This window comes from Pseudomonas sp. (assembly GCF_046581935.1).
Classification (GTDB): domain Bacteria; phylum Pseudomonadota; class Gammaproteobacteria; order Pseudomonadales; family Pseudomonadaceae; genus Aquipseudomonas.
Map to the genome: position 1 here is coordinate 107,406 of NZ_JAYGFK010000016.1, position 12,702 is coordinate 120,107.

Here is a 12,702-nt window from a genome sequence, read left to right on the forward strand (position 1 = left end):
CTGGCCTGTGCTTACTGAGGTTTTTCAAAGGGTTTATCGAAGCTGATATCCGGGTTCTGCCATGGACCTGTGACGTCGTACTGCACACTGGCAAAGCGCGCCACGCGGTCACCCAGCAGCTTGTCCGCGACAAATAACGCGCCACCAATGGCAGGAGCGCCGACAATCAGCGCAGCCAGCGGAAGATTATTGGTAACCGGCAGGGTAACCAACAGCTTGGCATCGATCCGATCATTGGCCATATCCAGGGTGCCATTGAGCTCCAAGTTACTCGACGGGCCTGTCAGGGTGATCGGCTCACGGGTGACGAAGACACCGTTCTTGGCCTCCAGCAGACCTTTGACACGGTCATAGCTCAACCCCTTGCCCAGCAAATCAGAAAAATCCAGACGCAGGCGACGACCAATCGAGTTGAAGTTCAGCAGGCCAAACACCCGCAACGCCGAAGCAGGCCCCTCAACTTCAGAGAACTGGCCTTTACGTAACGACGCATCCAGCGTGCCACTAAAGCGCTTCATCGCGAACCAGGCCGGAGAGCCGGGCCAATCACCCTCCACATCCAGATGAAAGTCGCGGCTGCTGGCGGTCGGGGCAAAGCCCCAGGCAATCAGCACATCGGCCAGGTCAGCCCCTGCTAAACGACCAGAATAAGCCGTACGCACACCATTGCCGGTCTGCTGCCAGGTAGCCCGTCCCGCCACCTGCAACCCTTTGAGGTTGAGGTCCAATTCGCTGAAGTGCACACCACCACTGACCGGCCGCGCCTTGAATGCCCAACGCCCCAGCGGCTCAATACCCTGATAAACCGAAGCAACCTGCACATCCATGGCCGGGAAGTCGCGCGGATCAAACGCCGATAGCGGATCACTACTCTCCACCTCAGCAGCACCTACGACCTTGGTTTCGGCTGCGGGCAAGCGCAGATAATCAAGCTGTAAAGCAATTGGCTGCGCGGCATCATCGGGCAAACCAACCTGCCCTTTCAGGCGCTGGCTGTCGAGGTTGATGGCCCAGGTAGAAGCATCACGCTTAACCCCAACCTCCAACTCGTCGAGGCTTATGCCAAAACCATTAAAGTGGCCAATGTGCAGCTGTGCATCCTTGAATAACTGCTGAGCATCATTTTTCGGCAACTTGGTATAGGGTTTTAAGGCCTGCTGCCAGGCCGGCCAATCCAACTCGGCGACCCGGCCGCGCAAGCGCAACCCCTGACTGGTCGGCAGACTGGCCGGACCATCCGCCAGGCGCAGCTCGCCACGCCCCTGACTGATCTGCCCGGGAAGCGCAGCAAAAGACAAGCTGAGCAGATCAGCGTAATCCAGCCAATAACGTTGCTCGCGCCCGCCCAGGCTCATACGCCACTCACTATTACGCTCTTCGTCGATGGCTTTACCAAAAGGAGCCGGCAGTGCAATCGCCACCCCCTTGAGGCCGGAGTTGACGCGCAGTTGGCTATCAGCCGCATCCAAACTCAGGCGTAGGCGATACGGCAGCGTACCGCTGACCGGCAGCGGCTGAGTCACGCCCAGCCAGTTACTCAGCTCACTGACCGCAATCTGACCGCTGGCCTCAATACGGCTCCGAGCTTGCCCACGCGAGCCATCGGCCACTGCCTTGCCACGCACCGCATGGCCAAGTACCTGTGCCCGAATATCCGGCGCACTGAGACCACTGGCGGTGTTGTAACGAAATGCCCCGCTCAACTGACTGAACTGCAGCGGCGGATTAGGCAGGCTGAGCTGCGCAGCTTCGGTGGCAAAATCCACCACCACCTCAGGCGGCAAGCCTTTATGCAGCGGCAGGTCGAGCTTTAACTTACCAGCCAGAGCACCTTCACCACTCCAGCCGGCGAACGTAGGTGCTGTACCAATGGGCGCTTGTTGCAGAATCTGCAACGCATCGGCAACGCTGCTATTAAGGTCGGCGTTGAGCAACAAGCGCGACGGCTGACCTGGCAACGCCGTGGCAATCACAGCCTGCGCATTCGTTACCTGGCTATCCAGAATACGCCCTTCGGTCAGATCGACACGTACGCCACTGCCCTCGATTAACACCCGCCCACGCCCTTCACGCAGTGAGGGCCAGCCAGGCTGAAAGGCCAGCTCGGCATCGTGCACGGCAAAAAACAGACTGATGCTGTGCGCGACTTTCTCCGCCCCCTTGTTCAGTGAGCCCTGATATTGAAAATAACCTTCATCGACAGCACCGCCACGTATTGCAGCTTTCAGCCAGGCATCCAGCTCATGGCTCATGCCTGGGGCGAGGCTCGGCAGGTACTTCTCGGTAAACCGCGCATCGCCATTACGCAGGCCGACGCGCAAATCCATGTAATCCTCTTCAGCCGGGTCGCTACGCAAGCGAATCAGAAAATCCCCGGCTGTAGGACCTTCCTCACCCACCACCTTCAGGTAGGGACTGCGCAAGGTAAATGCCTGTTCATCCAGCTGCCAGGTGAGCAGGGCATTGGCGGTTTTGTAGTGCCAAGGCTTGGGGAACAGGGTGTCCAGATGCAGGGAAAAATCTTCGCTATCGAGGCGCAGCTCGCCCTGCCCCAGGTCACCACTGATACTGCCGCTGACGTTTTCCGCCGCCGGCGAGCCGTGGTACGCAGCAAAGCCGACCTGCTCTAGGTTAGCGGCGAACTGCAGACGCTTGTTGTCGGTTAGACGAGGTCGATAGTCGAGCTGAATATTGCGCAATGCGCCATGCGGCTTAAGCTGCGCCAACACTGCCAGCGCGTTATCCGGCAGCGGGGCCAGCGCAGCCACCAGCGGCTGCAGTGGCCCCAGGTCGAGCCGATCAGCGCTGAGCAACCATTGCTCTTGTAGCTCCGGGCTTTCCGCCTGCTGGGTCAGCGCCAGGCTGACATCACCCCAGCGCTTATCTCCTCGGCTAAAGGCCAGATCATCCAGCAATAACCTGAACCCTTGATCAGTACGGGTGAAATAGGCATTTAACGCCAGGTTCTCCAGCGCAATCGACTCACGCTCGGCATAACCAGCCTTGATCTGCGGCGCATGCAGGCGACTGACAGCACGCTGCATGCCACCCTTGGCCCAGCTCAGCCAGACTTCACCACCTAACTGCAACTGCTCAAGGTGCCACTGCGCCAAGAGGTCTTTCGGTATCCACGCAGCCCAGTCGCTCTGCGGCAGGCTCAGGTAGACATCGGCCTGGGAGTCCTGCCAATGCTCAGCCTGCAGACGTGTACGCACTTGCAAGGCCAGTGGCTGGCCATCGGGCAATAACAGGCGACCATCCAACCGCTGGCGCACGCTGCCATTGAGCAGGCTCAGGTTGACGTAAGTAAGCGTGCGCGCAGGCTGCGCATAGGCTTGCAAGGTGACTTGGCTATTGAGCAGCGACAGCCGCTTAACCACCTGCGCTTGGCGCAGTACCTGGGCAAGATCAAACGGCGCGGTCGGGTTACGTTGCGGCAAGCCCTTGAGCGACCACTGCCCCTGGGCGTCCTGTGCCACCCGCAACTGCAAGCCGTCCAACTCAAGCCGGGCCACTCGCAGCTTACGTGCCAGCAGACTGCCAAGCACATCCGGGACCACACGCACCTGATCCAGCTGCAAGGCACCAACGCCATCCCCCACCGTCACATCATGGGCCGTCAGCACGGGCGAGAAACCTTGCCAAACGCCTTCTAGCGCGCCGACTTGTACCGGCATGGCCAGCGCCTCACGCGCCTTGTCTTCAACCTCAAGACGGTATTCAGCGACTAGCGGCACCAGCTCGCGGCCCAGGCTGACATACAACGCGGCGAGCACCAGTATTAGGGCGCAGAGCCCCAGTGCGGCCCGCAGCAGCCAAGCCACGCCACGTGCTAATTGTTCCATTCAGTTCAAGCCTTGGCGCATATCAGAGCAACACCACATCGTATTGCTCCTGGGAGTACATGGTTTCCACCTGAAACTTGATGGTACGGCCAATAAAAGCCTCAAGATCGGCCACATTGCCCGACTCTTCATCGAGCAGGCGGTCGACCACTTTCTGATTGGCCAACACCCGATATCCTTCTGGCTGATAGGCCCGTGCCTCGCGCAAAATCTCGCGGAAGATTTCGTAGCAGGTGGTTTCCGCAGTTTTCAGCTTGCCGCGCCCTTGACAACAACTGCACGGTTCACAGAGCACCTGCTCAAGGCTTTCACGGGTACGCTTACGGGTCATTTGCACCAAGCCCAGCTCGGTGATGCCGATGATATTGGTCTTGGCGTGATCGCGCTCCAGTTGCTTCTCCAAAGTGCGTAGCACTTGGCGTTGATGCTCTTCATCTTCCATGTCGATGAAGTCGATGATGATGATGCCGCCCAGATTCCGTAGACGCAGCTGGCGGGCAATCGCCGTGGCGGCTTCCAGATTGGTCTTGAAGATGGTCTCTTCCAACGTGCGATGGCCGACAAATGCACCGGTGTTCACATCGATCGTACTCATCGCTTCGGCAGGGTCTATGACCAGGTAACCACCAGACTTCAGCGGCACCTTACGCTCCAAAGCCTTCTGAATCTCATCTTCGACGCCGTACAGATCGAAGATTGGCCGCTCACCCGGGTAGTGCTCCAGACGGTCAGCGACTTCCGGCATCAGCTCATCAACAAACTGAGTAATTTTCTGGAAGGTCTCACGCGAGTCGACACGGATCTTCTCGATCTTCGGGTTGACCAGGTCGCGCAGGGTGCGCAGTGCCAGACTGAGATCTTCATAGATCACCAGCGGCGTTGGCGCGACCTTCATTTGCGTGGCGATTTGCCCCCACAAACGGCGCAGATAACGGATATCTGCCAGGATTTCATCCGCACCGGCACCATCAGCCGCCGTGCGCAAGATAAAACCACCGGACTCCTCAATGCCTTCGGCCGCCACGCAATCGGCAACCACCTGCTTGAGGCGCTCACGCTCGGCTTCATCTTCTATTTTTAAGGAAATGCCGACATGAGCCGTGCGCGGCATATAAACCAGATAACGCGAAGGAATCGACAGCTGAGTGGTCAGGCGCGCGCCCTTGCTGCCAATCGGGTCCTTGGTGACCTGCACCACCAGGCTCTGACCTTCATGCACCAGGGCGCTAATGCTTTCCACGGCTGAGCCTTCACGACTGGAAATTTCCGCCGCATGAATAAACGCCGCGCGCTCCAGGCCGATATCGACAAACGCCGCCTGCATACCCGGCAGCACACGCACGACCTTGCCTTTGTAGATATTGCCGACGATGCCACGCTTTTGCGTGCGCTCAACGTGCACTTCCTGCAGCACACCGTTTTCCACCACTGCCACGCGGGATTCCATTGGCGTGATGTTGATCAGGATCTCTTCACTCATGCGCTCATCTCTTCTGAGATAAAGCTGAAAGCCCAGGGACTGCGCCGATTAAAGGCTATCACTCACCCACGACCCGCAACCTCTTGACTGTGATCTGGCAACGTCTGCCAGCACGGAATAGCAAATTCTGCGAGCAACGCCGCTGTCTCACACAGCGGTAACCCTACCACTGCCGAATAGCTGCCTTGCAGTTGACTGACAAATACCGCCGCCAATCCCTGGATGCCATAACTGCCAGCTTTGTCCTGTGGTTCACCACTGGCCCAGTATGCCTCTATCTCAGCAAGGCTCAGCCGGCGGAACGTCACCTGACTGGTGACGACCTGCGCCACCACCCGCTCGCGACTGGCAAGCGCCACGGCGGTAAGCACTTCATGGCTGCGCCCGGACAATGCCTGCAAGGTTTCCAGCGCTTCAGCACGGTCAGCAGGCTTACCCAGCACCTGCCCATCAAGCACCACTGCGGTATCAGCGCCAAGTACCACGGCATCGGCGGCATCACTCAACGCGAGCAAGCCAGCCTGCGCCTTGGCACGCGCCAGACGTTCTACATAGGCGAGCGGAGGCTCATCTGGCAATGTTTTTTCATCAACAGGGGCAATTTGCGTGAAGAAGGGCACACCGATCTGCGCCAGCAACTCACGCCGACGTGGCGATCCGGAAGCAAGATAGAGGCGGGCCATGCTGACTTCTCCCTGTCGGATAAACGCAAGGCCGCGCGGCCTTGCTTAATTGACGCCCAAGCGCTGATGCAGCCCGCGCAACAGAGTGAAGACCCAGGGCCAGAGTAAGGCGCTGACCAGCGCCGGCAGAACAAACGCCAAGGTCGGAGGACGGCTGCCGGTCAGCGCGTTAAGCCACAGCTGGACCAACTGCGCCAAACCAAAGACCACCAGCAATACGGTGCTTTGCTGCCACATAGGGAACATGCGCAGGCGCTGATGCAGGGTCAACACCAGAAAGGTAATCAGGGTCAGAATCAAGGCATTCTGGCCAAGCAAACTGCCATTGAGCACATCCGCCAGCAAACCAAGGCACCAGGCCGTCGTCATGCCCACCCGCTGCGGCAAAGCCAATACCCAATAGGTCAAAAAAAGCGCCAGCCACAACGGCCGCCCGAGCTCCATAAACTTCGGCATACTCGCCACGCTGAGCAACAGTGCCAAGCCCAGGGTCAACCAGACGAACCAAATATTGCTTGAGCGTGCGGCCATCATTGCGCTGCCTCTGACGGGTTAGCGGGGGCCGCTGGTGCTACTGGGGCCTGACCACCAGGTTTCGCCTGCTGCTGAATCTCACGATCCAGGGCTTCTTGGGCTTGCGCCGACTCGGTGGCACGCTGCTCCGGCGTGCGCGGATCGGTAAACACCAGCAGCATGTAACGCGTGCGGTTGAGCATCGCGGTCGGCACTGCACGGACAATGGCGAACGGCTGCCCAGAGTCGTGAATCACTTCACTGACGATGGCAACCGGATAACCAGCGGGGAACCGCTGGCCAAGCCCGGAACTGACCAGCAAATCACCCTCTTTGATATCCGCCGTATCAGCAACATGGCGCAACTCCAGGCGCTCCGGATTGCCGGTGCCGCTGGCAATAGCACGTAGGCCGTTACGGTTAACCTGCACGGGAATGCTGTGGGTGGTGTCCGTCAACAGCAGCACGCGCGAGGTATAAGGCATCACCTCAACCACTTGCCCCATCAAACCACGGGCATCCAACACGGGCTGCCCCAGCACCACACCGTCCTTGGAACCCTTGTCGATCAGAATGCGATGGGTGAAGGGGTTGGGATCAATACCGATCAGCTCGGTGGCCAGCACCTCATCGTCAACCAACGCAGCCGAGTTGAGTAGTTCGCGCAAGCGCACGTTCTGCTCGGTCAAAGCGGCGAGTTTTTGCAGGCGGCGCTGCATCATCAACTGTTCGGCCTTGAGCTTTTCGTTCTCCGCAGCCAGCTCATTGCGGCTGCTCAGCTCTTGCGTGGCGCTTTCCCAGAGGCGCACAGGCAAACGCCCGACCCAGTAAACCGGCTCGACGATCAAACCCAGTTGAGCACGCACCGGCTGCAGCAAGGTAAGACGCGCATCGACCACCATCAGTGCAGCCGACAACACGGTGAACACCAACAGGCGCACACCCAGCGAAGGACCTTTGGCAAATAGCGGTTTTATCGGCAGCTCCTCACAGCGTCAGGCAGTAAAACAAAAGCAGCAATCGGACAGGGCCCGATTGCTGCTCAAGACTTGGAGCGGTCGCCTCTTATTCCGAGGACAGCAAGTCCATGGTGTGGCGATCCATCATATCCAGAGCCTTACCGCCGCCACGCGCCACACAGGTCAGCGGGTCTTCAGCGACGATTACCGGCAAGCCGGTTTCTTGCGACAGGAGTTTGTCCAGATCACGCAGCAGCGCACCACCGCCGGTCAGCACCAGGCCGCGCTCAGCGATGTCGGAAGCCAGCTCTGGCGGCGATTGCTCCAGTGCGCTTTTAACCGCCTGAACGATAGTCGCCAGGGATTCCTGCAGCGCCTCGAGCACTTCGTTGGAGTTCAGGGTAAAGCTGCGCGGTACGCCTTCAGCCAGATTACGGCCACGTACATCAACTTCACGCAGTTCGCCACCCGCGTAGGCAGTACCGATTTCCTGCTTGATCCGTTCAGCGGTGGATTCACCGATCAGCGAGCCGTAGTTACGGCGCACGTAAGTGATGATGGCTTCGTCGAAACGGTCGCCGCCGACGCGGACGGATTCGGCGTACACCACACCATTGAGCGAGATCAGGGCGATTTCAGTGGTACCACCACCGATATCGACAACCATCGAGCCACGTGCCTCTTCAACCGGCAGGCCGGCACCGATGGCCGCAGCCATTGGTTCTTCGATCAGGAACACTTCACGAGCGCCAGCACCAAGGGCCGACTCACGGATAGCACGACGCTCAACCTGGGTCGACTTGCACGGCACGCAGATCAGCACACGCGGAGACGGCTGCAGGAAGCTGTTCTCGTGAACTTTGTTGATGAAGTACTGGAGCATTTTTTCGCAAACGCTGAAATCAGCGATCACGCCGTCTTTCATCGGACGGATGGCGGCAATGTTGCCCGGCGTACGACCAAGCATGCGCTTAGCCTCGGTACCGACTGCAACAACGCTTTTCTGATTACCGTGGGTCCGAATGGCCACAACCGATGGTTCGTTCAGGACAATACCGCGCTCGCGCACGTAAATAAGGGTGTTGGCAGTGCCCAGGTCAATCGAAAGATCGCTGGAAAACATGCCACGCAGTTTTTTGAACATGGGATAGGGACCCTAGGCAACGCGTGGGTAAAGGCAAAGCGCGGTAAAGGCGCTGCTAAAAAGTGCGGCAAACTCTAACAACGGCAGGGATTTTGAGCAAGGCACCAATATGTTAGATTGCCGGCTTTTCCGGGCTTTAAAGCCCGTCATCGCGGCCTTTGACCACCACCTGCCACTATCTGTTCCCTGCGCACTCGCGCATGGCGACATGTTCACATTTCCAAAGCAGCCCGTACTGCGCTGCTTTGTATAGGGAGAAACCTGATGGCGCTTGAACGCTCCGACGTGGAGAAAATCGCTCATCTGGCCCGACTGGGCCTGAATGAAGCTGATATTCCGGGTACCACCGAGACCCTTAACAATATTCTCGGCCTGATTGACCAGATGCAGGCCGTCAATACGGATGGTATCGAACCTCTGGCTCACCCACTGGAAGCCACTCAACGCCTGCGTGCTGACCAGGTCACCGAACGCAACCAGCGCGAGGCCTATCAAGCCATCGCCCCGGCCGTGGAAAACGGCCTGTACCTGGTTCCGAAAGTCATCGAGTAAGGGAAAAGCCTAGCCATGCATCAATTTACCCTGGCCGAGATCGCCCGCGGACTCGCCGACAAACAGTTTTCCGCAGAAGAGCTAACCCGCAGCCTGCTGGCACGCATCCAGCAGCTCGACCCGCAGCTCAACAGCTTTATCACCGTCACCGAAGAGCTGGCGCTAGAGCAGGCGAAAGCCGCTGACGCACGCCGCGCCAACGGTGAAAACGGCGCGCTGCTCGGCGCGCCGATTGGTCACAAAGACCTGTTCTGCACTCAAGACGTGCTCACTAGCTGCGGCTCGAAGATCCTCACCGGCTTCAAGGCTCCGTATAACGCCACTGTGGTCGAAAAACTCGCAACCGCCGGCAGCGTAACCCTGGGCAAGCTGAACATGGACGAATTCGCCATGGGCTCGGCCAACGAATCCAGCCACTACGGCGCGGTGAAAAACCCGTGGGACGTCACCCGCGTACCAGGCGGCTCCAGCGGCGGTTCGGCGGCAGCGGTGGCTGCCCGCCTGCTGCCCGCGGCCACCGGCACCGATACCGGCGGCTCGATCCGCCAACCCGCCGCACTGACCAACCTCACCGGGATCAAACCAACCTACGGCCGCGTCTCGCGCTGGGGCATGATCGCTTACGCCTCCAGCCTCGACCAAGGCGGCCCGCTGGCGCGCACCGCTGAAGATTGCGCACTGATGCTGCAAGCCATGGCCGGTTTCGATAGCAAGGACAGCACCAGCGTTGATCAGCCGGTTGATGACTACCTGGCCGCACTGACTCAGCCGCTCGCAGGCCTGCGCATCGGCCTGCCGAAGGAATACTTCGGCGCTGGCCTCGATGCCCGTATCGGCGAGAAGGTGATGTCGGTGGTCGAAGAACTGAAGAAGCTCGGCGCAACCGTTAAAGAAATCAGCCTGCCGAACATGCAGCACGCCATTCCGGCCTACTACGTGATCGCCCCGGCAGAAGCCAGCAGCAACCTGTCGCGCTTCGATGGCGTGCGCTTTGGCTATCGCTGCGAAAACCCGGTAAATCTGGAAGACCTGTACAAGCGCTCGCGCGGTGAAGGCTTCGGCGCAGAAGTGAAGCGCCGCATCATGGTCGGCACCTACGCGCTGTCCGCCGGCTACTACGACGCGTATTACCTGAAAGCGCAGAAGATCCGCCGCCTGATCAAGAATGATTTTGTCGCTGCCTTCAACGACGTCGACGTGATTCTCGGCCCAACCACGCCAAACCTGGCCTGGAAGCTTGGCGAGAAGAACAACGATCCGGTCGCCGCCTATCTGGAAGACATCTACACCATCACCGCCAACCTGGCCGGCATCCCCGGCTTGTCGATGCCTGCGGGCTTCGTCGACGGTTTGCCGGTCGGTGTGCAACTGCTCGCCCCTTACTTCCAGGAAGGCCGCTTGCTCAACGTCGCCCACCAGTACCAACAGGTCACTGACTGGCACACACAAGCGCCGACTGGCTTCTGAGGAATAAACAGATGCAATGGGAAACCGTAATCGGGCTGGAAATTCACGCCCAGCTCAGCACCCAATCGAAAATTTTCTCCGCCAGCGCCATCACCTTTGGTGCCGAGCCCAACACCCAGGCCAGCCTGATTGACCTCGGCATGCCCGGCACCCTGCCAGTGCTGAATGCCGAAGCCGTGCGCATGGCCTGCAAGTTCGGCCTGGCCATCGATGCTGAAATAGCCAGCAAGAACATCTTCGCCCGTAAAAACTACTTCTACCCGGATCTGCCGAAGGGCTACCAAACCAGCCAGATGGACCACCCCATCGTTGGCAAGGGCTTCCTTGATATCACCTTGGAAGACGGCAGCCAGAAGCGCATCGGCATCACCCGCGCACACCTCGAAGAAGACGCTGGCAAAAGCCTGCACGAAGACTTCCAGGGCATGAGCGGCATCGACCTCAACCGCGCCGGCACGCCGCTGCTGGAAATCGTTTCCGAGCCGGACATCCGCTCGGCCAAGGAAGCGGTGGCCTATGTCAAAGCCATCCACGCCCTGGTGCGCTACCTGGGCATCTGCGACGGCAACATGGCCGAAGGCTCGCTGCGCTGCGACTGCAACGTCTCGGTTCGCCCGAAAGGCCAGGCCGAGTTCGGCACCCGCGCCGAGATCAAGAACGTCAACTCGTTCCGCTTTATCGAAAAAGCCATCAACCATGAAGTGCAGCGCCAGATCGAGCTGATCGAAGACGGCGGCAAGGTGGTGCAGGAAACTCGCCTGTACGATCCGAACAAGGATCAGACGCGCTCCATGCGTAGCAAGGAAGAAGCCAACGACTACCGTTACTTCCCCTGCCCTGATCTGCTGCCGGTGGTGATCGAGCAGAGCTTCCTCGACGAAGTGCGTGCCACTTTGCCGGAGTTGCCGGTCGAGAAGCGCGCACGTTTCGAGCGCGAGTTCGGCCTGAGCACCTACGATGCCGACGTGCTGGCCGCCAGCCGCGAACTGGCCAACTACTTCGAAGCCGTGAATGCCGTGTGTGGTGACGCCAAGCTTGCCGCTAACTGGGTGATGGGCGAGCTGTCCAGCCTGCTCAATAAAGACAACCTAGAGATCGAGCAATCACCCGTCTCTGCCGAGCAGTTAGGCGGGATGATCCTGCGCATCAAGGACAACACCATCAGCGGCAAGATCGCCAAGATGGTCTTCGAAGCCCTGGCCGCCGGTGAAGGCGCGAACGCTGACGAGGTGATCGAGAAGAAAGGCCTCAAGCAGGTCACCGACTCCGGAGCCATCGAAGCAATGCTCGATGAAGTGCTGGCCGCCAACGCTGAGCAAGTCGAACAGTACCGCGCCAGCGACGAAGCCAAGCGCGGCAAGATGTTCGGCTTCTTTGTCGGCCAAGCCATGAAGGCCTCGAAAGGCAAGGCCAACCCTGGCCAGGTCAACGAACTGCTGAGGAAAAAGCTCGAAGGCTGAGCCGCCCCGGCTTTCTCGCGACAACTATAACGACGCCGGGCTTGCCCGGCGTTTGTCGATAAGGAGGATCTACGAATGTCCAGCCGTAGCCCGGATGCAACCCAGGAACAACCACGCCCCCGGATTACATCCGGGCTACAGACCTGCACGCCGATCCGCACCTGCCTGATACTTAGCGCATTGGCATTGCTTGCCGGCTGCGCCAGCCATGGCCAGATCGACCCACACGGTTATCGCGCCGAAGGCCAGGCTTCCTATTACGGCGCACGCCACCACGGCAACAAGACCGCCAGCGGCGAGCGCTTCGACCAGCACGCACTGACTGCGGCACACCGCAGCCTGCCGTTCGGCAGCTTGCTGCTGGTCACCAATCTGCGTAACGACAAGAGCGTAGTGGTGCGCATCAATGATCGCGGCCCTTACGCCAAGAAGCGCATTATCGACCTGTCACAAAAAGCCGCCGAACAGCTGGATATGTTGCGCGATGGCGTAGCCCCGGTGCGCCTGGAGCAACTCGTCGAGTAAACACAGCTGTTTACAAAGAACCCGACAATCACATCGACCAGCCTCTAGCGAGGTAATCGCCGATGATTAAACTA

At 59.3% G+C, this 12,702-nt stretch carries 10 protein-coding genes; 4 read left to right on the plus strand and 6 right to left on the minus strand.

What is annotated here, in order from left to right; all coding sequences use genetic code 11:
* Positions 1–11: 11 nt before the first annotated feature.
* The 6 genes from VCA57_RS14510 to mreB form a co-directional block, all read right to left on the minus strand.
* The gene (locus VCA57_RS14510) at positions 12–3,845 is read right to left on the minus strand and encodes a YhdP family protein (RefSeq protein ID WP_411185762.1); all 3,834 of its coding nucleotides are present in this window, start codon (positions 3,843–3,845) and stop codon (positions 12–14) included.
* 22 nt (positions 3,846–3,867) lie between these two features.
* Positions 3,868–5,325 carry a ribonuclease G gene (gene rng / locus VCA57_RS14515; protein WP_411185763.1) on the minus strand — a complete coding sequence of 486 codons (1,458 nt, stop codon included), beginning with the start codon at positions 5,323–5,325 and terminating at the stop codon, positions 3,868–3,870.
* Positions 5,326–5,387: 62 nt separating this feature from the next.
* Positions 5,388–6,008 (minus strand): Maf family protein, encoded by a 621-nt coding sequence (locus VCA57_RS14520; RefSeq protein WP_411185764.1) that lies wholly within the window; start codon positions 6,006–6,008, stop codon positions 5,388–5,390.
* Between the two features lie 45 nt (positions 6,009–6,053).
* Positions 6,054–6,542 carry a rod shape-determining protein MreD gene (gene mreD / locus VCA57_RS14525; protein WP_411185765.1) on the minus strand — a complete coding sequence of 163 codons (489 nt, stop codon included), beginning with the start codon at positions 6,540–6,542 and terminating at the stop codon, positions 6,054–6,056.
* Positions 6,539–7,450, minus strand: coding sequence for a rod shape-determining protein MreC (gene mreC, locus VCA57_RS14530; protein WP_411185912.1), 912 nt, complete (start codon positions 7,448–7,450; stop codon positions 6,539–6,541). Before mreC ends, mreD begins: the two co-directional genes overlap by 4 nt.
* A gap of 136 nt (positions 7,451–7,586) precedes the next feature.
* Positions 7,587–8,624 (minus strand): rod shape-determining protein MreB, encoded by a 1,038-nt coding sequence (mreB, locus tag VCA57_RS14535; protein ID WP_411185766.1) that lies wholly within the window; start codon positions 8,622–8,624, stop codon positions 7,587–7,589.
* A gap of 264 nt (positions 8,625–8,888) precedes the next feature.
* Here mreB and gatC point away from each other — a divergent pair, with 264 nt between their 5' ends.
* The 4 genes from gatC (at position 8,889) to VCA57_RS14555 (ending at position 12,628) form a co-directional block, all read left to right on the plus strand.
* Positions 8,889–9,176, plus strand: a complete 288-nt coding sequence (gene gatC, locus VCA57_RS14540; protein ID WP_160089142.1) for an Asp-tRNA(Asn)/Glu-tRNA(Gln) amidotransferase subunit GatC — start codon at positions 8,889–8,891, stop codon at positions 9,174–9,176.
* A 15-nt stretch (positions 9,177–9,191) separates the two neighbouring features.
* On the plus strand, positions 9,192–10,643 hold the full coding sequence (gene gatA, locus VCA57_RS14545) for an Asp-tRNA(Asn)/Glu-tRNA(Gln) amidotransferase subunit GatA (RefSeq protein ID WP_411185767.1): 1,452 nt from the start codon (positions 9,192–9,194) through the stop codon (positions 10,641–10,643).
* Positions 10,644–10,654: 11 nt separating this feature from the next.
* Positions 10,655–12,103: an Asp-tRNA(Asn)/Glu-tRNA(Gln) amidotransferase subunit GatB gene (gatB, locus tag VCA57_RS14550; RefSeq protein ID WP_411185768.1), complete on the plus strand. Its 1,449-nt coding sequence runs from the start codon at positions 10,655–10,657 to the stop codon at positions 12,101–12,103.
* Positions 12,104–12,178: 75 nt separating this feature from the next.
* Positions 12,179–12,628 carry a septal ring lytic transglycosylase RlpA family protein gene (locus VCA57_RS14555; RefSeq protein ID WP_411185769.1) on the plus strand — a complete coding sequence of 150 codons (450 nt, stop codon included), beginning with the start codon at positions 12,179–12,181 and terminating at the stop codon, positions 12,626–12,628.
* The last annotated feature ends 74 nt before the right edge of the window (positions 12,629–12,702 follow it).

Coding starts and splice junctions, on each gene's coding strand:
- VCA57_RS14520 (WP_411185764.1), bottom strand. CDS start 6,008: ATGGCCCGCCTCTATCTTGCTTCCGGATCGCCACGTCGGCGTGAGTTG.
- gatB (WP_411185768.1), top strand. CDS start 10,655: ATGCAATGGGAAACCGTAATCGGGCTGGAAATTCACGCCCAGCTCAGC.
- mreB (WP_411185766.1), bottom strand. CDS start 8,624: ATGTTCAAAAAACTGCGTGGCATGTTTTCCAGCGATCTTTCGATTGAC.
- rng (WP_411185763.1), bottom strand. CDS start 5,325: ATGAGTGAAGAGATCCTGATCAACATCACGCCAATGGAATCCCGCGTG.
- VCA57_RS14510 (WP_411185762.1), bottom strand. CDS start 3,845: ATGGAACAATTAGCACGTGGCGTGGCTTGGCTGCTGCGGGCCGCACTG.
- gatA (WP_411185767.1), top strand. CDS start 9,192: ATGCATCAATTTACCCTGGCCGAGATCGCCCGCGGACTCGCCGACAAA.
- VCA57_RS14555 (WP_411185769.1), top strand. CDS start 12,179: ATGTCCAGCCGTAGCCCGGATGCAACCCAGGAACAACCACGCCCCCGG.
- gatC (WP_160089142.1), top strand. CDS start 8,889: ATGGCGCTTGAACGCTCCGACGTGGAGAAAATCGCTCATCTGGCCCGA.
- mreD (WP_411185765.1), bottom strand. CDS start 6,542: ATGATGGCCGCACGCTCAAGCAATATTTGGTTCGTCTGGTTGACCCTG.